This window comes from Paenibacillus methanolicus (genome assembly GCF_008124765.1).
Taxonomy (GTDB): domain Bacteria; phylum Bacillota; class Bacilli; order Paenibacillales; family Paenibacillaceae; genus Paenibacillus_Z; species Paenibacillus_Z methanolicus.
In genome coordinates this window covers 345,424-369,739 of the sequence record NZ_VNHS01000008.1, presented here as the reverse complement: position 1 = coordinate 369,739, position 24,316 = coordinate 345,424, and the positions used below count along the sequence as shown (strand labels likewise).

22 protein-coding genes are annotated in these 24,316 nt (G+C 57.7%); 21 read left to right on the top strand and 1 reads right to left on the bottom strand.

Going from position 1 to position 24,316, the window contains the following annotated elements:
• Nucleotides 1–138 precede the first annotated feature (138 nt).
• The 17 genes from BCM02_RS21965 to spoVM all read left to right on the top strand — a co-directional run bounded on the left by BCM02_RS21965 (nucleotide 139) and on the right by spoVM (nucleotide 18,649).
• A complete protein-coding gene (locus BCM02_RS21965) occupies nucleotides 139–2,943 on the top strand; it encodes a calcium-translocating P-type ATPase, SERCA-type (protein WP_148931274.1) in 2,805 nt (934 codons plus the stop codon).
• Nucleotides 2,944–3,118: 175 nt separating this feature from the next.
• Nucleotides 3,119–3,952 (top strand): diaminopimelate epimerase, encoded by an 834-nt coding sequence (gene dapF, locus BCM02_RS21960; RefSeq protein ID WP_148931273.1) that lies wholly within the window; start codon nucleotides 3,119–3,121, stop codon nucleotides 3,950–3,952.
• A gap of 345 nt (nucleotides 3,953–4,297) precedes the next feature.
• Nucleotides 4,298–4,558: an extracellular matrix/biofilm regulator RemA gene (gene remA / locus BCM02_RS21955; protein WP_020615370.1), complete on the top strand. Its 261-nt coding sequence runs from the start codon at nucleotides 4,298–4,300 to the stop codon at nucleotides 4,556–4,558.
• Nucleotides 4,559–4,572: 14 nt separating this feature from the next.
• Nucleotides 4,573–5,190 carry a guanylate kinase gene (gmk, locus tag BCM02_RS21950; RefSeq protein ID WP_148931272.1) on the top strand — a complete coding sequence of 206 codons (618 nt, stop codon included), beginning with the start codon at nucleotides 4,573–4,575 and terminating at the stop codon, nucleotides 5,188–5,190.
• A gap of 13 nt (nucleotides 5,191–5,203) precedes the next feature.
• On the top strand, nucleotides 5,204–5,413 hold the full coding sequence (gene rpoZ, locus BCM02_RS21945) for a DNA-directed RNA polymerase subunit omega (protein WP_148931271.1): 210 nt from the start codon (nucleotides 5,204–5,206) through the stop codon (nucleotides 5,411–5,413).
• 263 nt (nucleotides 5,414–5,676) lie between these two features.
• On the top strand, nucleotides 5,677–6,891 hold the full coding sequence (gene coaBC, locus BCM02_RS21940) for a bifunctional phosphopantothenoylcysteine decarboxylase/phosphopantothenate--cysteine ligase CoaBC (RefSeq protein ID WP_148931270.1): 1,215 nt from the start codon (nucleotides 5,677–5,679) through the stop codon (nucleotides 6,889–6,891).
• Nucleotides 6,888–9,371, top strand: a complete 2,484-nt coding sequence (gene priA / locus BCM02_RS21935; RefSeq protein ID WP_148931269.1) for a primosomal protein N' — start codon at nucleotides 6,888–6,890, stop codon at nucleotides 9,369–9,371. The genes coaBC and priA overlap by 4 nt, the downstream gene beginning before the upstream one ends.
• Nucleotides 9,372–9,413: 42 nt before the next feature.
• Entirely contained in the window at nucleotides 9,414–9,899 is a 486-nt protein-coding gene (gene def, locus BCM02_RS21930; RefSeq protein ID WP_148931268.1) for a peptide deformylase, read from the top strand.
• Between the two features lie 4 nt (nucleotides 9,900–9,903).
• Nucleotides 9,904–10,848: a methionyl-tRNA formyltransferase gene (fmt, locus tag BCM02_RS21925; RefSeq protein ID WP_148931267.1), complete on the top strand. Its 945-nt coding sequence runs from the start codon at nucleotides 9,904–9,906 to the stop codon at nucleotides 10,846–10,848.
• Nucleotides 10,845–12,377 carry a 16S rRNA (cytosine(967)-C(5))-methyltransferase RsmB gene (gene rsmB, locus BCM02_RS21920; protein ID WP_148931266.1) on the top strand — a complete coding sequence of 511 codons (1,533 nt, stop codon included), beginning with the start codon at nucleotides 10,845–10,847 and terminating at the stop codon, nucleotides 12,375–12,377. The genes fmt and rsmB overlap by 4 nt, the downstream gene beginning before the upstream one ends.
• Before the next feature lie 132 nt (nucleotides 12,378–12,509).
• Nucleotides 12,510–13,556, top strand: coding sequence for a dual-specificity RNA methyltransferase RlmN (gene rlmN / locus BCM02_RS21915; RefSeq protein WP_148931265.1), 1,047 nt, complete (start codon nucleotides 12,510–12,512; stop codon nucleotides 13,554–13,556).
• Nucleotides 13,557–13,563: 7 nt separating this feature from the next.
• Complete coding sequence (locus BCM02_RS21910; protein ID WP_148931264.1) at nucleotides 13,564–14,322, top strand: Stp1/IreP family PP2C-type Ser/Thr phosphatase; 759 nt, start codon at nucleotides 13,564–13,566, stop codon at nucleotides 14,320–14,322.
• 5 nt (nucleotides 14,323–14,327) lie between these two features.
• Complete coding sequence (gene pknB, locus BCM02_RS21905; protein WP_148931367.1) at nucleotides 14,328–16,487, top strand: Stk1 family PASTA domain-containing Ser/Thr kinase; 2,160 nt, start codon at nucleotides 14,328–14,330, stop codon at nucleotides 16,485–16,487.
• The gene (rsgA, locus tag BCM02_RS21900; RefSeq protein WP_148931366.1) at nucleotides 16,468–17,406 is read left to right on the top strand and encodes a ribosome small subunit-dependent GTPase A; all 939 of its coding nucleotides are present in this window, start codon (nucleotides 16,468–16,470) and stop codon (nucleotides 17,404–17,406) included. The genes pknB and rsgA overlap by 20 nt, the downstream gene beginning before the upstream one ends.
• 2 nt (nucleotides 17,407–17,408) lie before the next feature.
• Nucleotides 17,409–18,053 carry a ribulose-phosphate 3-epimerase gene (rpe, locus tag BCM02_RS21895; RefSeq protein ID WP_148931263.1) on the top strand — a complete coding sequence of 215 codons (645 nt, stop codon included), beginning with the start codon at nucleotides 17,409–17,411 and terminating at the stop codon, nucleotides 18,051–18,053.
• A 10-nt stretch (nucleotides 18,054–18,063) separates the two neighbouring features.
• A complete protein-coding gene (locus BCM02_RS21890; protein ID WP_148931262.1) occupies nucleotides 18,064–18,366 on the top strand; it encodes a hypothetical protein in 303 nt (100 codons plus the stop codon).
• A 202-nt stretch (nucleotides 18,367–18,568) separates the two neighbouring features.
• Entirely contained in the window at nucleotides 18,569–18,649 is an 81-nt protein-coding gene (spoVM, locus tag BCM02_RS21885) for a stage V sporulation protein SpoVM (protein WP_148931365.1), read from the top strand.
• Nucleotides 18,650–18,800: 151 nt separating this feature from the next.
• Here spoVM and rpmB read toward each other — a convergent pair whose 3' ends face one another.
• On the bottom strand, nucleotides 18,801–18,989 hold the full coding sequence (gene rpmB / locus BCM02_RS21880; protein ID WP_148931261.1) for a 50S ribosomal protein L28: 189 nt from the start codon (nucleotides 18,987–18,989) through the stop codon (nucleotides 18,801–18,803).
• 198 nt (nucleotides 18,990–19,187) lie between these two features.
• Between rpmB and BCM02_RS21875 the strand changes: the two genes are divergently transcribed.
• The 4 genes from BCM02_RS21875 to recG are packed head-to-tail and all read left to right on the top strand — an operon-like array spanning nucleotide 19,188 to nucleotide 24,279.
• Nucleotides 19,188–19,547 carry an Asp23/Gls24 family envelope stress response protein gene (locus tag BCM02_RS21875; protein ID WP_148931260.1) on the top strand — a complete coding sequence of 120 codons (360 nt, stop codon included), beginning with the start codon at nucleotides 19,188–19,190 and terminating at the stop codon, nucleotides 19,545–19,547.
• A 54-nt stretch (nucleotides 19,548–19,601) separates the two neighbouring features.
• Nucleotides 19,602–21,353 carry a DAK2 domain-containing protein gene (locus tag BCM02_RS21870; RefSeq protein WP_148931364.1) on the top strand — a complete coding sequence of 584 codons (1,752 nt, stop codon included), beginning with the start codon at nucleotides 19,602–19,604 and terminating at the stop codon, nucleotides 21,351–21,353.
• 11 nt (nucleotides 21,354–21,364) lie between these two features.
• The gene (locus tag BCM02_RS21865) at nucleotides 21,365–22,225 is read left to right on the top strand and encodes a DegV family protein (protein ID WP_148931259.1); all 861 of its coding nucleotides are present in this window, start codon (nucleotides 21,365–21,367) and stop codon (nucleotides 22,223–22,225) included.
• Nucleotides 22,226–22,230: 5 nt separating this feature from the next.
• Nucleotides 22,231–24,279 carry an ATP-dependent DNA helicase RecG gene (gene recG / locus BCM02_RS21860; RefSeq protein ID WP_148931258.1) on the top strand — a complete coding sequence of 683 codons (2,049 nt, stop codon included), beginning with the start codon at nucleotides 22,231–22,233 and terminating at the stop codon, nucleotides 24,277–24,279.
• Nucleotides 24,280–24,316: the final 37 nt, after the last annotated feature.

Below are 24,316 nucleotides of genomic sequence, written 5' to 3'. Positions count from 1 at the left end.
AACCGTATGTCATCTCCCTATCATGCCATAGATTGGCCAAAAACTTAAGGCCGGTCTGGGATATTTTGCGGGTTGTCCGAATAGATTTAGGCATGAAGGCTGTCCTAGCGGCGGCAAGTAACGGGAGGGAGACGCGGCATGGAACAACGGAAGTGGCATCAATTGGGGACGGAGGAGCTTGCGCAGACGCTGCGCGCTTCGCTGGACTCCGGGCTTTCGCAGGCCGAAGCGGGGGAGCGGCTTGTCAGCGGGGGGCGCAACGAGCTTTCCGAAGGGAAGAAAGTTTCGCCGGTAGCGTTGTTTTTCAATCAGTTCAAAGATTTCATGGTGCTGGTCCTGCTTGGAGCGACGCTGGTATCCGGTCTGCTGGGCGAGTATTTGGACGCCATCACGATTGTGGCGATCATCGTCATTAACGCCATTCTCGGTTTTATCCAGGAGTTCCGCGCCGAGAAGTCGCTGCGGGCGCTCAAGGAATTGTCCGCGCCGGCGGCCAAAGTGCTCCGCGACGGCACGGTGAAGGCGATTCCGGCGAGCGAGCTCGTGCCGGGCGATATCGTCTTCTTGGAAAGCGGCGACCGGATTCCGGCCGATCTGCGATGGATCGAGACGAGCAGCTGCTATGCGGAGGAATCCGCGCTGACCGGCGAATCGGTGCCCGTCAATAAACATAGCCAACCGATCGCCGCCGACGACATCCCGCTGGGCGATCAGAAGAACACGGGCTTCATGGGGACGATGATAACGAGGGGGTCCGCGAAGGGGATCGTCATCCGAACGGGCATGTCCACGGAAATGGGCAAAATCGCGGAACTCATTCAGCAGACCGAATCGATGGAGACGCCGCTGCAGCACCGTTTGGAACAGTTGGGCAAAATCCTCATCGTCGTCGCGCTCGGATTGACGGTCATGGTCGTCGCGGCGGGCATCCTGCACGGTCAGCCGCCGTACGAGATGTTCCTGGCGGGAGTAAGCCTTGCCGTCGCCGCCATACCGGAAGGCTTGCCGGCAATCGTGACGATCGCTCTTGCGCTCGGCGTGCAGCGGATGATCAAACGCAGGGCGATCGTGCGCAAACTGCCTTCCGTCGAGACGCTAGGCTGCGCGTCGGTCATTTGCTCGGATAAGACGGGCACGCTAACGCAGAACAAAATGACCGTCACCAAGATGTGGATCGGCGGCCGGGAAATGGACGTGACGGGCGAAGGCTACGAGCCGCAAGGAGCAGTCTATGAAGCGGGCAAGCCGGTCGACGTGAAGCAGGATCAATCGCTTCGCCGGTTGCTCCAGGTCGCGGCGCTTTGCAACAATGCGCAGCTGATCCAGAACGAGCCGGACAACGAGCCCAAGCGCGGCAAGCGAGGCCAGCCTGCAGTCGCGGCCGAGGAGTGGACGTTGAAAGGGGATCCGACCGAAGGCGCGCTGACCGTGCTGGCGGCGAAGCTCGGCGTGTCGGCGAAGTCGCTCGAGAGCTTGTACAAGCGCGAGAAGGAATTCTCCTTCGATTCCGAGCGCAAACGGATGTCGGTTCTCGTTAGCCATCAAGGCGGCCGCTTGGTATGCACGAAGGGCGCGCCGGACGTGTTGATGGAGCAGTGCAGTTACGTGCTGTGGGACGGCAAAGTGGTTCCGTTCACGCCGACGCTGAAGCAGAAAGTGAATGCGGCGAGCGAGTCGATGGCCCAGCAGGCGCTTCGCGTGCTCGGCTTCGCTTACCGGGATTTGCGCCAGACCGATCGCCACGAGTCCGAAGAAGACGTGGAATGCCAGCTCATCTTCGTCGGATTGACGGGCATGATCGACCCGCCGCGCAAAGAGGTGCGGGATTCGATCGCGACCTGCAGAAGAGCCGGCATCAAGACGGTCATGATCACGGGCGATCACCAGCTGACGGCCGAAGCGATCGCCGGGCAGCTCGGCATCATCCCGCGCGGCGGTCAGACGCTCAGCGGTCAGCAGCTCGCCGCGATGGACGACGAGAAGCTCGACGGCGTCGTGGATAATGTGTACGTCTACGCGCGCGTGTCGCCGGAGCATAAATTGCGTATCGTCAAGGCGCTACAGCGCAAAGGACATGTCGTGGCGATGACGGGAGACGGGGTGAACGACGCTCCCGCGATCAAAGCAGCCGATATCGGCATCGCGATGGGGATTACCGGCACGGACGTCTCGAAGGAAGCATCTTCGCTCGTATTGAGCGACGACAACTTCGCGACGATCGTCTCCGCAATCGAAGAAGGACGCGGCATTTACGAGAATATCCGCAAATTCATCCGCTATCTGCTCGCGTCCAACGTCGGCGAAATTTTGACGATGTTCCTGGCGATGATGGCCGGTCTCCCGCTTCCGCTCGTGCCGATCCAAATTTTGTGGGTCAATCTCGTCACGGACGGACTGCCCGCGATGGCGCTCGGCGTCGACCAGGCGGAGAAGGATCTCATGCAGCACAAGCCGCGTTCGGCCAAGGAGAATATATTCGCCCGACGGCTCGGTTGGAAAATCATCAGCCGCGGCATTCTCATCGGCGTCTGCACGCTTGGCGCCTTCTGGCTTACGCTGCGCGAAGATCCGGGCAATCCGGCGAAGCTCGTGGAAGCGCAGACCGTCGCGTTCGCCACGCTCGTTATGGCTCAGCTGATCCACGTGTTCGATTGCAGAAGCTCGCGCTCGATTTTCCACCGCAACATTTTCCAAAATAAATATCTCGTGCTGGCGGTTCTGTCTTCCCTGCTCCTCATGATCGGCGTGCTGTACATCGAGGCGCTCCAACCGATCTTCAAGACGGTGCCGATCGGGTTGCGCGAATGGTGCCTTGTCCTGGTCGCCGCCGGCATCCCAACATTCCTCATGGGCATCGGCAGCGTGCTCGGCACGACGGAGAAGAAGAAAAAGAACAATCGCAGCCAAGGGCGGCCGTTCGCGCCTTCAAAGCCTGCCGCTTAAGTTTGCAGGCAAAGCCGTTCCGCGCGCGGGACGGCTTTGCCGCGTTACGGCGTATGGCGAAGCGCGGTAACAGAGTGCAAATAATGCGCCAATTTATGAATAGCGTTTCGACTTTCTTTGCGATATGCTATTAGCAAATTAGAGCGACCGCGCAACATTTGAAGGAGTGCAAACGATGAACTTTACGAAGATGAATGGACTCGGCAACGATTTTATCGTCATTGCCGGCGAAACCGAGCTCCCAGTTAACGCGGCAGCGCTGGCGGAAGAATTATGCAACCGGTATTTCGGCATCGGCGCTGATGGCATGGTTTATATTCTTCCTTCGGAGTCGGCCGATTTCCGAATGCGTATCATTAATTCCGACGGCAGCGAGGCGGAGCAATGCGGCAACGCGATCCGCTGCGTCGCCAAGTACGTCTATGACAGCGGACTGACGGACAAGGAAGAAATAACGGTCGAGACGCTGGGAGCCGGTGTTCAAAAGGTACAGCTGACGGTGGAGAACGGGAAGGCGGTTCAAGTTCGCGTCGATATGGGACAGCCTGTCCTCGACGGATTGCGGATCCCGACGACGGTGGACGCGAGCCCGGTGCTGGACGAGGCGATCGAGGTCGACGGGCGGGAATTTCGCTTCACCGCCGTATCGATGGGCAACCCGCACTGCGTAATCTACGTGGATGACGCGTCTACGTTCGATTTGGCGACATGGGGACCGAAGCTCGAAGCGCATCCGATGTTCCCGCGCAAAATCAACGTGGAGTTCACGACCGTGCGCTCTCGGGACTATGCGGACATGCGCGTATGGGAACGCGGCGCAGGCCCGACGCTGGCATGCGGCACCGGCGCTTGCGCGACGCTCGTCGCTTCCGTGCTGAACGGTTATACGGACCGCAAGGCGGTCATCTCGCTTAAGGGCGGCGACCTGCTGATCGAGTGGAACGAAGACAATAATCACGTTTATATGACGGGGCCGGCGGCGGAAGTATACCGCGGCACGGTGTCTTGATAAGGAAGAGAGAAGAAGTGAAACGGGCCGCCGATCGCGCGAGCTCGTTTTTTCTCCTTCAAGCGCTTTTACACTTGTTCAACATCCGAAAATGAATTATGATAGATCAATGAATGCACTCGCTTCCGGGGATAGCCATGTCCTGGACAGGCAAACGGTCCGTTTGCGGGCTGCGCATAAGCCGGAAGGTCGAACGTATGCTCCGGACTTTTTTCGTCAAGAATAGTGCAATGGTTCTGCTTTTTCTATCATATGGCAGATTCGCCGCTTCTTATCATTCTTGCGTATCTTTAATTATTTCTTTGCAGCCATTATGCTGGAGGAAGACCGGAGGGGGAACCTGACATGGCGATTAAATTAATCAACATCGGCTTCGGGAACATCGTGTCCGCCAACCGTATCATTTCGATAGTGAGCCCGGAATCGGCGCCGATCAAGCGTATCATCCAAGAGGCGCGCGACCGCCACATGCTGATTGACGCAACCTATGGCCGCCGCACGCGCGCGGTTATTATTACGGATAGCGATCATGTCATCTTATCCGCTGTACAGCCGGAGACGGTTGCGCATCGGTTGTCCACCAAGGACGACGATCACGACGAATAGCGACGGGGAGTATTATGAATAAGGGATTGTTAATCGTATTATCCGGCCCATCCGGGGTCGGCAAGGGAACCGTATGTTCCGTTCTGCGTCATAAGCAAAGCGACCTGGTGTATTCGGTGTCCGCCACGACGCGCACGCCGCGTCAAGGCGAAATCGACGGCATCAACTATTTCTTCAAGACGCGCGAGCAGTTTCAGGACATGATCGCCCGCGACGCGCTGCTCGAACACGCCGAATACGTCGGCAACTTCTACGGCACGCCGCGCGACTTCGTCGATCGCACGCTGGCTTCCGGCAAGGATGTCATCTTGGAGATCGAGGTGCAAGGCGCGCTTAAAGTGAAAGAGAAGTTCCCGGAAGGCGTCTTTATTTTCTTGCTTCCCCCTTCGCTTGACGAGCTGAAGCAGCGGATCGTTGGCCGCGGCACCGAGAACGCCGAGGTAATCAACCACCGCATGACGGTCGCCGAGCAAGAGATGAGCTTGATTCGGTATTATGATTATGCGGTCGTCAACGACGAGATTGACGCTGCTTGTCATCGCATACAGAGTATCATAACGGCGGAGCATTGCCGGAAGGATCGGTTTTTGGCCGGTCTCGAAGAGATGCAGACCACGTCCGAGAAAGCATGAATGAGGTGAATCGATGCTATATCCGTCCATTGACGAATTGATGAAGAAAGTCGATAGCAAATACTCCCTGGTCGTGGCGGCTTCCCGCCGCGCGCGCATGCTGCGCGACGGCGTCAAGTCCGACCTTCGCGGACCGCGATCGCATAAGCAAGTCGGCGTAGCGCTGGAAGAGATTTACAGCGACTACGTGCAAGTGGAGAACGTGCCGGAGAAAGAAGAGTAACAGTTGGATATGAGCAAGACCAATAACAACCCGCCGCGGTTGTTATTTTTTTGAATTCTAAGACTTTACAAGCATCGCGTCTATAAACGAGTTTAGAATTCTCCAGAGTGAAACGCGCTTCGCCGCAAGGGACGGTGACAGCCGTTTCACCGGATTGCGGCATGTTTTCTCGCGGGCACGCGGTCAATTCGTTCAAGCGTGCTGCGAAAGAGAGAAGCATACATCTGCCGATTCATCCTCCAAACGGAAGGGGACGAAATGTGGTGCTGAGGGGAAAAACGATAGTACTTGGAATTTCGGGCGGCATCGCTGCGTATAAAGCCGCATCCATTTGCAGCAAGCTCGTTCAAGCCGGCGCGCACGTGCGCGTCATTATGACGGAATCGGCTACAAAATTCATTACGCCGCTAACGCTTCAGACGCTGTCGCGCCATCCGGTTTACCTCGATACGTTCGATGAATTCGAGCCGGAGGTCGTCTCGCATATTCATTTGGCCGACAGCGCGGATCTCGTCGTCATCGCGCCGGCGACCGCGAATATATTGGCCAAGCTGGCGACCGGACTCGCGGACGACATGTTAAGCACGACGCTGCTCGCGACGACGGCCCCGATTCTGGCGGCTCCGGCGATGAACGTACATATGTATGCCCACCCCGCGGTGGAGCGTAACATGCAGGTACTCGCCGATCGAGGCGTACGATTCATCGAACCGGGAACGGGACAGCTGGCTTGCGGATACGTCGGCAAAGGGCGGTTGGCCGAACCGGAAGATATCGTCCATGCGGTGGAAACGTGGTTCAGCCGGAAACCACGGCTTGCGGGCAAGCGGGTCGTCGTTACGGCGGGCGGCACGATCGAACGATTAGATCCGGTCCGTTATTTGACGAACGATTCGTCGGGCAAAATGGGGTTCGCCATCGCGGAGGCGGCACGGGCAGAAGGCGCGGACGTGACGCTTATCGCCGGACGGACGACGGCGAAGCTTGTGGACAATAGCGTTCGGCTCGTCCGGGTCGAGTCGGCCGAGGATATGCTGCGCGAAGTAACCGCCCGGTATCCGGATGCGGACATCGTCGTTAAAGCGGCTGCGGTCGCGGATTACCGTCCGGTTCATCGGTCCGAATCGAAGATCAAGAAGAAGGGCGAGCAGCTAACGCTGGAACTGGAACGCACGACGGATATTCTGGCCACGCTCGGGTCGCGGAAGACCGGGCAGTTTCTGGTCGGATTCGCGGCCGAGACGGACAATGTCGAGCATTACGCCATGGATAAGCTGCAGCGCAAACGGTTAGACCTCATCGTGGCCAATGATGTGACGCAGGAAGGCGCCGGATTTAACGTGGACACGAACGCGGTCGCCATCTATGGGCCGGAAGGGCTCGTCGACAAGATGCCCGTATCCGCCAAACGCGCGGTTGCCGAGCGAATTATCGACCACATCGTGGCGCGGGCGGGCGGTAAGGAGGCACGGGCATGATAGCCAGGGTCATCGTCGATGTGCCGAGCCGGCAGACCGACAGGCCGTTCGACTATGAAGTGCCGGAGGAACTCGCAGGTTGGGTCGAGCCGGGCAGCAGGGTAGGCGTTCCGTTCGGTGGCCGCGTCGTCCAGGGCTTCGTGATCGCGACCGCGGAGCAGGCCGATGTCGACCGCTCGAAGTTGAAGCCGATCGCGGAACTACTCGATCATATGCCTCCGTTATCGCCCGACTTGATCGAATTAGGGCAATGGATCAGCGAGAAATATTGCTGTCCGATGACGGTCGCGCTGCAAGCTATGCTTCCGTCCGCGCTCAAGGGAAAGGCGGAGTCCTACGTCGCGATCGCGCCGGACAAAGCGGAGGCTGCGTTGTTCGAAGCGGACTGGATGAATTACATTCGGCAGCAAGGCGGCGAGACGAAGCTGGCGTCGCTGCAGGCCAAATTCCCGGATGCGGCTCGCGAAGTGAAGGCGGCGATTGCGGAAGGGCGCTTGACTGAACGGGCGGCGATACGAGACCGGTTGTCGGTGCGCAAAGTGCTCACCGTGTTCCCTCCCGCCGACCGGGAGGAAGCGGAACTTGCGTTAACCGCTATTCCAGCCCGCGCGGCCAAACAGCGCGAAGTGCTGCGCTATATGATCGGGCAAGAAGACCCGATTCCGCTGCAAGCGTTGATCGAGACGTTGTCGACAACATCGTCTACCGTCCGAGCGCTGGCCGACAAAGGATTGCTTGTCATGCAAGAGGTCGAGCAGAATCGCGACCCTTATGCCGGCCGGTCATTCCGCCGCACGGAGCCGCTTACGCTCATGGAAGGGCAGCAGAAGGTGTATGACCAGATCGCCGATGCATTGGACGTCGCGGAACCGCGCGTATTCCTGCTTCATGGCGTGACGGGGAGCGGGAAGACCGAGGTCTATTTGCAAGCGATCGAGCATTGTTTGGATCTAGGGAAACAGGCAATCGTCCTCGTTCCGGAAATTTCGCTTACGCCGCAGATGGTCGAACGGTTCAAAGGTCGTTTCGGTCATGAAGTCGCCGTGCTGCACAGCCGTCTTTCGGGCGGCGAGCGGTACGACGAGTGGCGCAAAATCCGGGAGAAGCGGGCCAGAGTCGCAGTCGGCGCGCGTTCCGCGATCTTCGCGCCTTTCGAGCGGCTTGGGTTGATTATTATCGACGAAGAGCACGAATCTTCCTATAAGCAAGAGGAAAGTCCGAAATATCATGCCCGCGACGTTGCCGTAAGACGGGCTAAACAGCATGGCGCCGCCGTCGTGCTCGGCTCGGCGACGCCGTCCCTCGAGAGCTATACGGCCGCCGCGCTGACGAACGCATCGAGCGATGGCAGAGGCGCGGCGCTGCTGCCGATGCCCGAACGCGTCGGCGGCAAGCCGATGCCGCCGGTGACGATCGTCGATATGCGGGAAGAGCTCCGAGGCGGCAACCGGGCAATGTTCAGCCGACCTCTATATGAAGGCTTGAAGCTGCGGTTGGAGCGGGGCGAGCAGTCGGTTTTGCTTTTGAATCGAAGAGGGTATTCCACCTTCGTCATGTGCCGGGCATGCGGGTATACCGCGCAATGCCCGCACTGCGACATCGCCCTTACGTATCATCAGAAGTCGCGCGTGCTGCGGTGTCATTATTGCGGCCATGCCGAAGGATCGCCAACCGCGTGCCCGAGCTGCGAGAGCGAGCACATTCGTTTCTTCGGGACTGGGACGCAGCGCGTGGAGGAAGAGCTGTCGAAGCTGTTTCCGGGCATACGCGTCATTCGAATGGACGTGGACACGACGACCGAGAAAGGTTCGCACGAGAAATGGCTGACGATGTTCGGCGAACGCAAGGCCGACGTGCTGCTTGGCACGCAGATGGTCGCCAAAGGGCTCGATTTTCCGTACGTAACGCTGGTCGGGGCTATCGCGGCGGACACGTCGCTGCACCTGCCGGACTTCCGCGCCGCGGAGAAGACGTTTCAGCTGCTGACTCAAGTCGCCGGCCGCGCGGGACGACATCGATTGCCGGGCGAGGTGATCATACAGACGTACAACCCCGAGCATTACGCGATCACGACCGCCCAGCATCACGACTACGATGCCTTCGTCAAGGAGGAGCTAAGCCATCGCCGCCAAATGGCATATCCGCCGTACTGCCGTCTCATTCTGATTACGTTGTCGCATGAGCAACTGCCGCAGGTGATCAACGCGGGCGACAAGCTGGCAGGCTTGCTGCGACAATCCGCCGAAGAAGCCGGGGCGGGGGGCGGCGGTTTCAACTCGCGCTTCATCGAAGTTCTCGGCCCCGTGGCTTCTTCGATCCCGCGCATCAAGGATCGCTATCGGTTTCAATGTATGGTAAAATATCGTGGAAATGTCGATGCCGTCGGCATCGTGCGAGTGGCGGTCGCGGCCGTTGCGCGCCCGCAGGATAAGGCAAGCGTTCAAATAAGCGTCGACGTCGATCCGCAAGTCATTTTATAAATCGGCGTTAGACATGTCTTCATATTCAGGAGGGAACAACTGATGGCTATCCGTATTATTGTGAAAGATCCCGATCCGGTTCTGCGCGAGCGCGCGATCGAGGTTACGAAATTCAATTCCAATTTGCATAAATTGCTCGACGATATGGCGCTTACGATGTACGACGCGGAAGGCGTCGGATTGGCCGCGCCGCAGGTGGGCATCTCCAAGCGCGTGATCGTGGTCGACGTCGGGGACGAGAAGGGCCTGATCGAGATGGTGAACCCCGAGATCGTGGAACGCAGCGGCGAACAGCTCGGTCCGGAAGGCTGCCTAAGCATCCCGAACCTGAACGGCGAAGTGAAAAGATCGCAGCGTATCAAGCTGAAAGGCCAAGATCGCAACGGCAACCCGTTCGAACTAGTAGCGGACGATTACCTGGCACGCGCGTTCCAGCATGAAGTCGATCATTTGAACGGCGTGCTGTTCACGGATATCGCGGAATCGATATACGACATTTCCCAGCGCACGCGCGGACGCGGAGAGTGATCCCATGCGCATCGTATTCATGGGCACGCCGGACTTCGCCGTGCCTTCGCTGGAAGCGTTGATCGCGGCGGGCCATGAGATTCTGGCCGTCGTGACTCAACCCGATCGTCCGAAAGGACGCAAGAAGACGCTGACGCCGCCTCCGGTCAAGGAAGCGGCGCTTCTGCATGGGCTTGCCGTTCATCAACCCGAACGCCTCCGCACCTCGGATACGGTAGAGGAAATCGCTCGGCTGCAGCCGGATTTGATCGTGACGGCGGCGTTCGGGCAAATTTTGCCGAAATCGGTACTGGACGTTCCCCGTCTGGGCTGCATTAACGTACACGGCTCCCTGCTTCCGAAATACAGGGGCGGCGCTCCGATCCAACGTTCGATCATGAACGGGGAAGCGATGACCGGCGTCACGATCATGTATATGGCCGAAGGCTTGGATACCGGCGATATGATTAGCAAGGCGGAGCTGCCGATTACGGATACGGACAACGCGGGAACGATCTTCGAGAAACTGAGCGTGATTGGCGCGGAGCTGCTCATGCGCACGCTGCCGGCGATCGAGTCGGGTGAAGCGCATGCGGAGAAGCAGGATGACGCCGAAGCGACCTATGCGCCGAACTTAAAGCGGGACGACGAGCGGATCGATTGGAACCGCGGCGCGCGCGAAATCTTTAATCAGGTGCGGGGATTATCCCCGATGGCGGGCGCCTTCACGATGCTCGGCGGCGAAACGTTCAAAATATGGGCGTGCCATCCGCTTGCGGCAGGAGGCGGCAATGCCGCGCCAGGTAATGTTGTCGCTGCGGACGAACTTGGGATCAAGGTTGCGACGGGCGACGGCATCTTGCTGCTGACGACCGTGCAGCCCGCGGGCAAGAAGGCGATGGCGGCTTCCGAGTGGCTGAAAGGCGCAAAACTCGCGCCGGGTACCGTATTCGGCGGTGACCAGGCATGAGCGGCACCAAGCAAAGCGGGACCGGGAACCGGGCCGCAAACGTAAAGAACAGCCGTCAAGGGCATAAGCCGTCGCAAACGCTGAATCAGTCTCAACGGGGATCCGCGACCAAAGCCGTGCCGCCTGCGAAACAAGGCAAGTCGGACGCGAAGCCGAAGCGGCAGCTTACCGCGCGCGAAGTCGCGCTGGAGACGCTTGTCCGCGTAGCCGAATCAGGAGCATACAGCAATTTGCAGCTCAACCGCGCGCTCCAGGACGCGGGCTTGTCCCGGCCGGATGCGGGGCTCGCGACGGAACTCGTATACGGAACGATTCAACGGCAGCGGACGATAGACGATATCCTGATGCGGCTTGTGACCAAAGGTTGGAGCAAGCTCGCTCCGTGGGTGCTTCAGCTGCTTCGGATGAGCGCTTATCAAATCTGCTATCTCGATCGGGTTCCGCCGCACGCGGCCGTCAATGAGGCGGTGACCATCGCCAAGCGACGCGGACACTCTGGCATATCCGGGATGGTTAACGGCGTCCTGCGCAATCTGCTTCGGCGCAAAGAGGAGCTCATGCGGCCGGCCGAATCGGGCGGAGCAGCAACGGATATCGGCATTCGCCAATCGTATCCGGATTGGATCGTAAGCCGATGGATCGATGCTTACGGCGTTCAAACTACCGAAGCAATATGCGCGGCCGGCAACGAGCCGCCACATGCAAGCATCCGGGTGAATACCGTCAAAGGATCGCGGGAACACGCGTTGCGCGAATTGGCCGAGCAAGGCTTCGAAGCCGAACCATCCAAGCTCGCCCCGGCGGGAATCGTCGTTCGCGGGGGTGGCAATCTTGCGCTGACGAATGGATATACGTCGGGATCGTGGACGATGCAGGACGAAAGCTCGATGCTTGTGGCGGAGGTGTGCGCGCCTCGGCCGGGGACCCGCGTGCTCGACTGCTGCGCCGCACCGGGCGGAAAGACGACGCATTTGGCGGAACTGATGGGCGACGCAGGCGAAGTCATCGCCAATGACGTGCACGAACATAAGCGGAAGCTAATAGAAGAGCAAGCGAACCGCTTGGGTCTGCGATCGGTGCAGCCCGTGACGGGAGACGCCGGGCGGTTGACGGAGCAGTATAAACTCGCTTCGTTCGAGACGGTGCTGCTTGACGCGCCGTGCTCTGGATTAGGCGTCATTCGGCGCAAACCCGAAATTAAGTGGACCAAGTCGCCTGGCGACGTCGGCGAGATCGCGGGCGTGCAGCGCCGGCTGCTGCGGGAAGCCGCCCAGCTTGTTAAGCCTGGGGGAAGCCTGGTCTACAGCACGTGCACGATCGCACGCGAAGAGAACGAAGACCAAGTGGCCGCGTTTTTAGCCGAGCAGCCCGAATTCGAGTTTGACCCAGACTGGCCGGCGGACGTAATGTCCTCGCTGCGCGAGGCCGGCGTTATCGCGGACGACTTCCGCGGCGAACTGCAGCTGCTTCCGCAGCATTTTGGCAGCGACGGGTTCTACATTGCGAAGCTGAGACGCAAGCAAGCTTAAGTCATCCATAACCGAGTCTTGCAGCGCCCGTGCCGGCTTTGTAGCCTGTCATGGGCGTTTGTGGTAATATAGAACGATAGCGGCCGCCGGCAATGCGGCCAATAAAAAAGCAAAGAAATAGGTGTGAATTCGATGAAACCATTCATCTACGACTATACGCTCGAACAGCTCCAAGATTGGATGAAAGAGAACGGTGAACCCGTATTTCGCGGCGGGCAGCTGTTCGACTGGCTGTATGTGAAACGCGTCACCAGCTTCGAGGAAATGACGAACCTGCCGAAGCCGCTGCGCGAGAAGCTTTTTAACGAGTTCCAATTCGTCACGCTGAGCGAAATCACGCGTTTCGAATCGAAGGACGGCACGGTCAAATTTCTGTTCGGCCTGCATGACAATCATGCGATCGAGACGGTGATCATGCGCCACAGCTACGGCAACAGCATCTGCGTCACGACGCAAGTCGGCTGCCGAATCGGCTGCACGTTCTGCGCCTCCACGCTCGGCGGGTTGAAGCGCAACTTGACGGCCGGCGAGATTACCGCGCAAGTCGTCGTGGCGCAGCAGATGCTCGACGCGACGAACGAGCGCGTATCCAGCATCGTCATCATGGGCTCCGGCGAACCGTTCGAGAACTACGACGCGACGATGACCTTCCTGCGAACGATGATCCACGAGAAGGGGCTGAACATCGGCCAACGCCATATTACCGTATCGACGAGCGGCATCGTGCCGAGCATGTACAAATTCGCGGAAGAGAACACTCAGATCAACCTGGCAATCTCCATTCATGCGCCGAACGATGTCCTTCGCTCGAAGCTGATGCCGGTTAACCGCCGTTTCCCGTTCGAGGATGTAATCGAAGCATGCCGTTATTATCTCGCGAAGACGGGGCGCCGCATCACGTTCGAATACGCGCTCATCGGCGGAGTCAACGACCAGAACGAGCATGCGGAGGAACTGGCCAGCGTCCTGAAGGATATGCTGTGCCACGTCAACTTGATCCCGGTCAACCACGTGCCGGAACGCCGGTACGTCCGTACGCCCCGCGACCAAATTTTCGAATTCCAACGTATTCTGGAACGCAACAACATAAATGCAACAATCCGCAGAGAACAAGGACATGATATCGCGGCAGCGTGCGGACAGCTTCGGGCCAAACATATGGAGTCTACGACGGGGTGATTGTTGAATGAACATCGCGTTTCGCAGCGATATCGGGCGAATCCGGCTAGTGAACGAAGATCGCGCTTGGGCGCAACATGTAAATAACGGCTGTGCCGTCGCCATCGTGGCCGACGGCATGGGCGGTCATTTGGCTGGCGAAGTCGCCAGCCAATTGGCCGTCGATACGTTCCGCGAATCGCTCGGCGGCATCGAACTGCCGACGCTCAGTCTCGAAGAGCGCCGGACATTGGTGCGCGGCGCCATTTTGCAGGCGAACGAAGTCGTATACGATATGGCGTCCCGCAACGACCAGTACCATAACATGGGTACGACGGTCGTGGCGGTGCTCGCCGGGCAAGACGGCGGTATTATCGGACATATTGGCGATAGCCGCGTATACATATGGAGTAAGGGACAATTGGTTCAACTTACCGAGGATCACACGTTGGTCAACGAATTGGCCAAGCATGGCCAAATTAGTCAGGAAGAGGCCGCGAATCATCCGCGCCGCAACGTGCTGACGCGCGCGCTCGGAACGGACGAGCAGGTAGAGGTGGACCTGATCGATTTCGATTGGGAACACGGCGACCTGCTCCTGCTATGCAGCGACGGGCTAAGCACGATGGTGGCGGATCACGATATGAGCGCGATATTGGCAGGCGGCGATCACGACTTGGACGCCAAAGCCGAGCGGCTCGTCGAACTGGCGCTTCAAGCAGGCGGGGACGACAATATTACGGTCGTTCTGCTGCACCATGTGGGTGACACGGAGCAAGAGGGGTGAGCGACATGATTGGACACGAATTAGGCGGACGCTATGAGATCATCACCCGCATCGGCGGCGGTGGCATGGCGCTCGTCTACAAAGCCCACGACATTTTGCTAAACCGCAAGGTGGCTGTAAAAGTACTGCGCCAGCAATATACGCACGACGAGGAGTTCATCCGCCGGTTTCGGCGCGAAGCCCAGTCCGCGGCAGCCTTATCGCATCCGAATGTCGTCAGCATCTATGATGTTGGGGAAGAGGGCGATACGCAATATATCGTCATGGAATATATCGAAGGCCATAATTTAAATGAAATCATACAAGAACGCGCGCCCCTTCAGGTGGAGGAGTCGGTGCATATCGCCGTTCAAATTTGCGATGCGCTGGAACATGCCCATCACAATCAAATTATCCACCGCGATATTAAACCGCACAATATTCTGATCGGCAAGAACGGTCGCGTGAAGGTGACCGATTTTGGCATCGCGAGGGCGGTGACTTCCTCGACGATTACCCAGACCGGTTCCGTGCTCGGTTCGGTTCATTATTTCTCCCCGGAACATGCCAAGGGCGTCAGCACGGGCGAGAAATCCGATCTGTACTCGCTCGGAATCGTTCTCTATCAGACGTTGACCGGCAGGCTGCCATTCTTGGGTGAAAGCCCGATAAGCGTGGCGCTCAAGCATCTGCAAGAAACGTTCGAAGAACCGCGCATGGTCAATCCGTACATTCCGCAGAGCGTCGAGAACATCATTATGAAGGCGATGCGCAAAAACCCGGCCGACCGCTATTCCAGCGCGACGGAGATGCTGCGGGATTTGGAGACGTGCTTGAAGCCGGAGCGGTTAAATGAGCCGAAGATTACGTTCGCGAGCGATCATGCGGCCGATTTCGATGAGACCCGCGTCATGCCTGCCATTCGGGGGAGCATCGCGGGCGACACGCTCGGCGCCGCGCCAGCTTTGGGAAGAGGCGAGCAAGCTCAAGAGGAGAAGGCCGACCGCTGGAATGGCAAAGGGCTGCAGGACCCGCCCAAGCGCAAATGGGTGAAGCCTTTGATCGTGGTGCTGTCGACCTTGATCATCATCGGGCTCGTCTATTGGGGCGCGAGAACCGTGCTTGGCTGGTTCGAAATCGAAGAAGTCGACGTGCCTTACGTAGTCGGCAAAGACGAGACGGAAGCCATCAAAGAAATCGAAGCGTTGGGGCTGAAGGTCAAAGATCCGGTCATCTACAAAATGGATGAGAAAGTGCCGAAAGGCCAGGTGTACAATCAGTCGCCGACCAATCAGACGGTTAAAGTCGGATCGCTCGTCGTGCTGTATGTTAGCAACGGGCCTCAGTTGGAGAAAATGATCGACTATAAGGGCCGCTCGTTCGAAGAGGCTAAATCGGCGCTCGTGGATCTTGGCGTGTCCAGCGAGCGGATCACTTCCGATCCGGAATTCAGCGACGAAGAAGCTGGGACGATTTTGCGGCAGACGCCGGCGCCGAACACGGATTTCGATCCGAACAAGGAGACATTCCACTTTGTCGTCAGCAAAGGGCAAGAGACGTTCCCTATGCCGAATCTGATCGGCTATACGGAGTCCGAGGCCATCAAAGCGCTGCAAGACAAAGGGCTCGTATTCAATGCGGCGAACACGGTGCGGGAGCCGAGCTACGGCGAGAAGGGCAAGGTCATCCGCCAGGATCCTTACAATCCGAATGATCCGGTCGCGAAAGGCGCTTCCGTAACGCTGACGATCAGCGACGGTCTGCCGGAGGAAGCGATCGAGTACACGTACAATATTCAAATCTCGCCTGCTGTAGCGGGCAAGTCCAGCAAAATTCGCATCGTGTACAGCGACGCGCGGGGCGAGGATCAAGAGTGGGGACAGAAGACGATCAACGAAACGAGAAACTTCCAGATCAAGGTCGTCTTGGGGCCGAATACGGAAGCGATCGTCAAGATCTACCGCGACAACGAATTTACCGATTCGTTCTCGAAGACGTACGACGATGTGAAGAACGGCACGGAATCCTCGCCGGAGACGGTGCCAGGCACGGAGCCGCCGTCGTCGGAGGAGCCGACGGGCGACCCGGATGGCCAGCAGAATTCGGGCAATGAGTCAACCACGGAAGAGCAGTCAGAAGGTACGGCAAACGACAACGGGGGCGCGAATGCAGGAGAACAACCATAACGACACGGTCGGCCGAATCGTCAAAGCACTCAGCGGTTATTATTTCGTCGTTCCGGAAGGACAAGAGACGAACGGATCGTTTACGCCTATTCAATGCAGGGCAAGAGGTATCTTCAAGAAACGCGGTGAATCGCCGCTTGTCGGAGACCGCGTGCGCTACGGTACAACGGAGAACGGGGAGGGGACCGTCGATGCGATCCTCCCCCGTTCTTCGGAGCTTGTTCGGCCGCAGGTCGCCAATATCGACTTGGCGGTGCTGGTCTTCTCCGTCACGGAGCCGACGCTGAATTTGCAGCTGCTGGACAAGTTCCTCGTACATATCGAACACGCCGGCATCCCTACGGCGCTCTGTCTGAGCAAAGCGGATTTGGCCGAGGAAGGTCCGGATAGCGAAGAGGCTCAAATAGCGATGGACGCGGTCAAGCGGATCTACGAGCCGCTCGGATATGCGGTCTATACGACGAGCTCGCGTCAGAACGGTGGCATCGAGTCGCTCCGGGATCGGCTTCAAGGCCATTTGGCGGTATTCGCGGGCCAATCGGGCGTAGGCAAGTCGTCGCTGTTGAACGCTCTTGTTCCCGGACTTGAACTGGAGACGAGCGCCATCAGCAATCGGCTTGGTCGAGGCAAGCATACGACCCGGCATGTGGAGTTGATCCAAGTCGGCGGAGGGTTCGTTGCCGATACGCCCGGGTTCAGCCAGCTCGATTTCGTTGAATTGGGCATCGAAGAACTGGGCAGCTGCTTCAAAGAGATGCGAGAGCTGGCCGGAAGTTGCAAATTCCGGGGCTGCACTCATATTCACGAACCGGAATGCGCGGTACGAGATGCGCTAGCGGAAGGGAAGATCGAATCAACCCGTTACGAGCATTACAAATTGTTCATGGCGGAGATGAAAGAGAAAAAGCGGAGGTACTAATTATGTCGATCATCGCACCATCTATTCTCTCGGCGGACTTTGCCGCATTAGCTGACGATATTCGGGATGTTGAGCGCGCTGGAGCCGACTGGATCCATATCGATGTGATGGACGGCCATTTTGTTCCGAACCTAACGTTCGGCCCGCTCATCGTGGATGCTGTTCGTTCAGCAACGAAGCTGCCGTTCGACGTTCACCTGATGATCGAGAAGCCGGAACTATACATCCCGGCATTCGTTAAAGCCGGCGCGGATCGCATTACGGTGCATGCTGAAGCCTGCGTGCATTTGCATCGGGTGGTCCATCTCATTAAAGAAGCCGGCTTGCCGGCAGGCGTCGCGCTCAATCCGGCTACGCCGATCTCCGTGCTCGAGCATGTGCTGGACGATCTGGATCTGGTACTCATCATGACCGTGAATCCGGGTTTCGGCGGGCAGAAGTTCATTCCAGGCTCCGTGCAGAAGCTGCAAGCGCTCAGAGGCCTGCTGGAGCAGCGCGGTTTGAGCCAGATGCATGTTCAGGTCGACGGCGGCATCAACGCCGTTACGGCGCCGCTCGTGCGCGACGCGGGCGCGAACGTGCTCGTGGCGGGCAATGCGATCTTCACTGAGCAGGACCGGGCGGCCGCAATAACGGCGCTTCGCTAAGGGTCAGCTCATGGGAGAGCGAATCAAAACGCTGCTGTTGTTGCTGCTGTTTAGTTGGGGGAGCGGCACTTTGCTGTCGCTGTTCACCTTTTTTGGATTCCCCGTCAGCATGTTGTTTTCGATTGGAGCGATCGTGCTAGGCGTGTTGTTCTTCCGCAAGTTTCATAAGCTCGGTCTACGGATCGCGTTCGTCGCGCTCGCGCTTTTCTTCTATTTCATGGGCGTCTTGACGATGGCAGTCGCGGAGTACGCCCGCCAGCAGCAGGATGGAGCGGGCGCTTCAGCTTTGCTGATCCTACAAAACATCATTTAACGGGCGCTCTCGCGTTGGAATACGCGGGTGGGCCCCCGCATAGGATGGTTACATGAACGAAGGTTCCTGTAGCCTTTTTTGTTTGCCAGCAACTCGAAAAGAGCTGGCAGGGCCGCTAACGCTTTAACGCGCACACTGCGGAAGGTATCACGTATAATACACGGGACGGAGCGATGTCGAGCATGCTTAGGAGGGGTGGAGGATGAAGTTTTATACGATTAAGCTTCCAAAATTTTTGGGCGGGGTTGTCAAGGCGATTTTGAATACCTTTCAAAAAAGCTAACGCGTGCTGCGGGGCCGAATCTCGGCATAGACGCATATCCCGCCTCGGGAACCATACAGCCGCCTGCGGAGGACGTGGACGGCTACATTCGCGGGCAGATGAAAAAAAGCACCTGATGGGATCAGGTGCTTTTGTCCATGGCGAAAGATACTTACACGCGAGTAACTTTACCGGATTTCAGTGCACGAGTGCTGACGTATACGCGTTTTGGTTTGCCGTCAACCAGAATGCGAACTTTCTGAACGTTGACGCCCCAAGTACGGCGGTTTTTGTTGTTAGCGTGAGAAACATGGTTGCCAGTGCTTGGGCTTTTACCCGTGATGTAACATTTGCGAGACATGGAATACACCTCCTTGAAAACCGTTGCAAATAAACATACTCAAACATAATAACATAGTTCGCCCAACCAATCAAGACTTGCAAAAGGGGCGAAATGAGATGAAAATCGGCGAAATTCGACGATCGGACTTCAATATCTTCAATATTTATAGTACAATGTTGTTTAGTCCATAATACATAAACGAAGGAGTGGATTTCCATGCCTCTGCAGCTTCAATCGGAACAAGGAACCATCGTCATTAGCGATCACGTCATCGCCGTACTTGCCGGCTCAGCGGCACTGGAATGTTATGGGCTGGTTGGAATGGCTTCTCGCAAGCAGCTGAAAGACGGTATTACGGAACTTCTCGGCCGCGATAATTTGACGCGCGGCGTGGAAGTGCGCCGGGAGAACGAACGCTTGCTTATAGACTTGTACATCATCGTTAGCTATGGAACAAAAATATCCGAAGTCGCGCATAACATTCAAACGAAAGTGAAATATGTGCTGAACGATGTCGTCGGCCTTCAGGTGGATGACGTCAATATTCTTGTCCAGGGCGTGCGGGTATCTCGGTAGGAAGGGGAATCAACGTTGAGTAAACGTTATATAAACGGTTCAGACTTTGCGAGCATGGTGAATATGGGGGCCGATTGCTTGCATCGCAACGTGGACCACGTTAATGCTTTAAATGTATTTCCGGTGCCGGACGGCGATACGGGCACAAACATGAATCTCACCATGACATCGGGGGTACAAGAGCTTCGGAGCAAACCGTCGCCAGCGGTGGGCAAAGTTGCGGAAGCGCTTTCTAAAGGGCTGCTGATGGGAGCAAGAGGCAACTCCGGCGTCATTCTCTCTCAATTATTCCGGGGCTTCTCCAAGAGCGTCGCGGGCGCGGAGGAGATAAACTCGCTCCAACTCGCCGCGGCTTTCCAACATGGCGTCGACGCGGCTTACAAGGCCGTTGTGAAGCCGGTGGAAGGCACCATTCTGACGGTAGCCAAGGAAGCGGCCAAGCATGCGGTCGCCATCGCGCGCAGAACGCCGGACGTGACGGAGTTTATGCGAGAGGTGCATGCCAAGGCGCATGAGGCGCTGCAGCGTACGCCGGATCTGCTCCCCGTGCTCAAGCAAGTAGGCGTTGTCGACTCCGGCGGACAAGGGCTCGTGTTTATCTACGAAGGCTTCGTGCGGGCGTTGACGAGCGACATCGCGTCTGAAAGCTGGGGCGCGACGGAGGCGGCAAGACCCGAGGAGGTTGGGGCGCTTGGCGCGGAACGCGCCGCGGTTAAGCCGGTTGTGCCGACTCAGCCTTCGAGCGCGCAGTCCCGTCTGTCGACGGAAGCGATCGAGTTTTTATACGATATGGAGTTTTTCATTAACCGCAAGCTCGGCGGGGGCAAGGTGCTTCCATTCGACGAAGAAGCGTTCAAGAAGGCGCTTGCGAAGGACGGGGATTCGATTCTCGTCATCACGGACGACGAAATTATCAAGGTGCACGTCCATTCCCGCAGACCGGGAGACGTCCTCAATCTGGCACTGCCATACGGCGAATTAACGGACATGCATATTCTGAACATGCGCGAGCAGCACCGCGATATTCTCGAAGAAGGATCGCACGGCGGATTCGGCAGCGTGGCGGACGAAGAGCTTGGCAAGGCGGTACCTGAAGTATTGACCGGCGCTTCCATCGATTCGTTATCCGTATCGCAAGCGCACGAATGGGCTTCGTTCGGCATTATCGCGGTCGCCATGGGCGAGGGCATCAAGAACATTTTCCTGGATAACAACGTCGATATCGTGCTCTCCGGCGGTCAAACGATGAACCCGAGCACGGAAGATTTCGTGAACGCGATCGATACGCTCGCCGCCGAACATATCTACTTGCTGCCGAATAACGGGAACATCATTCTCGCCGCACAGCAGGCCGCGGAATTAAGCGAACGCAGCATCACCGTCGTTCCGACGAAGACGATTCCGCAAGGGCTGGCCGCCGTACTTGCCTTCCGCGACGAAGAGTCGTCCGAGGCGAACGCGGAAGCGATGCAGCAGGCGGCAAAGCAGGTCGTGTCGGGCCAAGTGACGCATGCCGTGCGCGATACGTCGATCGACGGCATCGATATCCGCGAGGGCGATTATATCGGAATCCTCGAGAAATCCATCGTCACGGCGCTGCCGGACTTGACCCAAGCATGTCAAGCGCTCCTGGCGCGTATGATGGAAGACGGGGGCGAGCTTGTTACGATTCTGACCGGCGAACAGGCGGATCACTCGCAGACCGAAGCGCTCTCGGATTGGATCATGGAGCAGTACCCGGACGCGGAACTGGAAGTGCACGCCGGCGGCCAACCGCTGTATCCATATTTGTTTGCCGTTGAATAGGGGGTGGCGTTGTGAGCAAAGTTCGAATCGTAACCGACAGCACGTCTGATATCCCGCCCGAGATGCGCGATCAATTGGGCATTGATCTTGTCCCGCTCAAAGTCATTTTCGGCGAGGAAACGTACTTGGACGGCATTACCCTTAGTCCGGAACAGTTCTATGAAAAGCTTCAGCGCGCGCAATCGCTGCCGACGACGTCACAGCCATCGCCGATCGAGTTCATGGAGACGTATGCACGAATTCTGAACGAAGACCCGGGCGCATCGATTATTTCGATACACCTGTCGGCTAAGTTTAGCGGAACGTTCCAATCGGCCATGATCGGCCAATCGATGCTGGAGCGGGATGCCGACATTTCCGTATACGATTCCAAATCCGCGACTTACGGCATCGGCCTCCTCGTCGTGCATGCCGCGAAGCTTGCGCAGGCAGGGAAGTCGAAGGCGGAGATTTTGGATGAGATCGAGCAGCTAAACCAGGACAAGAAACTTTATTTTATCGTCGATACGCTGGAGTATTTGCAGAAGGGCGGGCGGATTGGCAAAGCTTCCGCAGTCATCGGCTCTATACTGAATATTAAGCCGATTTTGAGCATTGACAACGAGGGCGAAGTCACGGCCATCGACAAGGTTCGAGGCCAGAAGAAGGCGGTTGCCCGGATCCTGGAACTGGTAGAGCGCGATTTCGGACGCGATCCGGTCGAGCTTACGATTGCGTGGACGAACGTCAAGGATTTGGCGCTAGAACTAGGCCGGCTCGTGCAAGAGAAGCTGGATGTTCGCGCCGTTCATCACACGTGGATCGGTCCCGTCATTGGCGCCCACGTCGGTCCCGGCGCAGCGGCGATATTTATTAATCGAGTGCGAGGTTAGCTATCATGAAGCTGGATGAACTATCAGTCCGGCAAATCAAAGGCGTGAGTGCTCAGAAGGAACAGGAGCTTCACGCCTTTGGCGTCCATACCGTGGCTGATTTGCTGGACTATTTTCCGTTTCGTTACGAAGATTACCGCATTCGCGGTTTAGGCGAAGCCAAGGATGGAGAGAAAGTAACCATTCAAGGCAAGATTATGAGCGATGCGTTATTGTCGCGATTTGGTAAAGGCAAGTCTCGGCTGAATTGCCGGGTGGCGGTCGATGGCGTGCTGGTGAACGCGATCTGGTTCAATCGGCATTTCCTGAAGGATAGCTTGACCGCCGGTCGAGAGATTGTCATGACGGGCAAGTGGGAGCAGCGCAGGCTGCAAATTACGGTCGCGGAATCCGAATTTCCGGACCGAGGCGCCTCGAGATCAGGCTCGGTCCAGCCGGTCTATTCTGTGGGCGGCAGCCTCACGCAGTCATGGATACGCAAGACGATTCATCAGGCGCTGACGCAATACGGCAGTTTGATCGAAGAAGTACTGCCGTTCGCTCTCATCGAGAAACATGGCTTAATGGCGCGCAAGGAGGCTGTCGCCATCGTGCATCAACCGGAAAATGCCGAAAGGGGACAAGCTGCCCGACGAAGGCTCGTGTATGAAGAACTTTTTCTATTTCAACTGAAATTGCAGGCTTACCGGGCGCTGACACGCCAGAAGGTGCAGGGGCTTTCGCATGTCGTGGGTGCGGAGGCCATCCGACAATTCGCGGCGACTTTGCCGTTCGAGCTGACCGACTCGCAGAAGAAAGTCGTGAATGAAATCTTGATCGACATGCGGTCAAGCGGCTGCATGAACCGGCTGCTGCAAGGCGACGTGGGCGCAGGCAAGACGGTTGTCGCGGCCGTAGCTTTATTCGCCACCGTGACGGCGGGGTATCAAGGCGCGTTGATGGTGCCGACGGAAATTTTGGCGGAACAGCATTATCGATCCTTGCAAAAGCTGTTCGCGCCGGCAGGCGTTGAAGTTGGCCTATTGACCGGGAGCATGACCGAGCGCCGCAAACGCGACGTACTCGCAGGTTTGCAAATGGGACTCATTCAGATCATCGTCGGTACGCACGCGCTTATTCAAGATACGGTGCATTTCCAAAGTCTCGGTCTTGTTGTCACCGACGAACAGCATCGGTTCGGCGTCAATCAACGGAGCGTACTCCGTCGCAAAGGCCTCAACCCGGACGTGCTAACGATGACGGCGACGCCGATTCCGCGCACGCTCGCCATCACGGCTTTCGGCGATATGGACGTCTCCACGCTGAACGAACGTCCGAAGGGGCGGAAGCCGATCAAGACCTATTGGGTGAAGCATAGCATGCTTGACCGGGTGCTCGGCTTTATTAGGCAGGAGACAGATCTCGGGCGGCAAGCATACTTTATCTGCCCGCTCATCGAGGAGTCGGAGAAGCTGGACGTGCAGAACGCAATCGACCTGCATATCCAATTGCAACAAGCTTTCCCGGATTTGAAGATTGGATTGCTGCACGGCCGAATGACGCCAGCCGAGAAGGACGCATCCATGGACGCGTTCGGTCGTAACGAGGCGCAGGTGCTGGTGGCGACGACCGTCGTCGAAGTCGGCGTCGACGTCCCGAACGCGACGCTCATGATTATCATGGATGCCGAGCGGTTCGGCTTGTCCCAGCTTCATCAGCTGCGCGGCCGAGTCGGCCGGGGAGAGCATCAGTCGTACTGCGTGCTGATCGCCGATCCGAAGTCCGAGGTCGGACGCGAACGGATGAAAGTCATGACCGAAACCGACGACGGTTTCGAGGTGGCACGTAGAGACTTGGACTTGCGCGGCCCAGGCGATTTCTTCGGGACGAAACAGAGCGGCGTGCCTGAGTTCAAGCTGGCGAATCTAGACACGGACCTCGCGGTGTTGGAACAAGCGCGCGACGATGCCGCCGAACTGACGCGTCGCGAAGACTTCTGGACCGACCCGGCGCTTGCGCGGCTTCAGGGGATATTGAGGCAGGATCAGCTTTTTGAAGGGGATTTGTTGGACTAGATATGTTCGGGATGACAGCGGCATATAGTAGGGACGA

Coding starts and splice junctions, on each gene's coding strand:
- gmk (WP_148931272.1), top strand. CDS start 4,573: ATGAATAAGGGATTGTTAATCGTATTATCCGGCCCATCCGGGGTCGGC.
- remA (WP_020615370.1), top strand. CDS start 4,298: ATGGCGATTAAATTAATCAACATCGGCTTCGGGAACATCGTGTCCGCC.
- pknB (WP_148931367.1), top strand. CDS start 14,328: ATGATTGGACACGAATTAGGCGGACGCTATGAGATCATCACCCGCATC.
- dapF (WP_148931273.1), top strand. CDS start 3,119: ATGAACTTTACGAAGATGAATGGACTCGGCAACGATTTTATCGTCATT.
- rsgA (WP_148931366.1), top strand. CDS start 16,468: ATGCAGGAGAACAACCATAACGACACGGTCGGCCGAATCGTCAAAGCA.
- BCM02_RS21890 (WP_148931262.1), top strand. CDS start 18,064: ATGGGAGAGCGAATCAAAACGCTGCTGTTGTTGCTGCTGTTTAGTTGG.
- rpoZ (WP_148931271.1), top strand. CDS start 5,204: ATGCTATATCCGTCCATTGACGAATTGATGAAGAAAGTCGATAGCAAA.
- fmt (WP_148931267.1), top strand. CDS start 9,904: ATGCGCATCGTATTCATGGGCACGCCGGACTTCGCCGTGCCTTCGCTG.
- BCM02_RS21965 (WP_148931274.1), top strand. CDS start 139: ATGGAACAACGGAAGTGGCATCAATTGGGGACGGAGGAGCTTGCGCAG.
- rsmB (WP_148931266.1), top strand. CDS start 10,845: ATGAGCGGCACCAAGCAAAGCGGGACCGGGAACCGGGCCGCAAACGTA.
- rpe (WP_148931263.1), top strand. CDS start 17,409: ATGTCGATCATCGCACCATCTATTCTCTCGGCGGACTTTGCCGCATTA.
- spoVM (WP_148931365.1), top strand. CDS start 18,569: ATGAAGTTTTATACGATTAAGCTTCCAAAATTTTTGGGCGGGGTTGTC.
- priA (WP_148931269.1), top strand. CDS start 6,888: ATGATAGCCAGGGTCATCGTCGATGTGCCGAGCCGGCAGACCGACAGG.
- recG (WP_148931258.1), top strand. CDS start 22,231: ATGAAGCTGGATGAACTATCAGTCCGGCAAATCAAAGGCGTGAGTGCT.
- BCM02_RS21870 (WP_148931364.1), top strand. CDS start 19,602: ATGGTGAATATGGGGGCCGATTGCTTGCATCGCAACGTGGACCACGTT.
- rpmB (WP_148931261.1), bottom strand. CDS start 18,989: ATGTCTCGCAAATGTTACATCACGGGTAAAAGCCCAAGCACTGGCAAC.
- BCM02_RS21910 (WP_148931264.1), top strand. CDS start 13,564: ATGAACATCGCGTTTCGCAGCGATATCGGGCGAATCCGGCTAGTGAAC.
- BCM02_RS21875 (WP_148931260.1), top strand. CDS start 19,188: ATGCCTCTGCAGCTTCAATCGGAACAAGGAACCATCGTCATTAGCGAT.
- rlmN (WP_148931265.1), top strand. CDS start 12,510: ATGAAACCATTCATCTACGACTATACGCTCGAACAGCTCCAAGATTGG.
- def (WP_148931268.1), top strand. CDS start 9,414: ATGGCTATCCGTATTATTGTGAAAGATCCCGATCCGGTTCTGCGCGAG.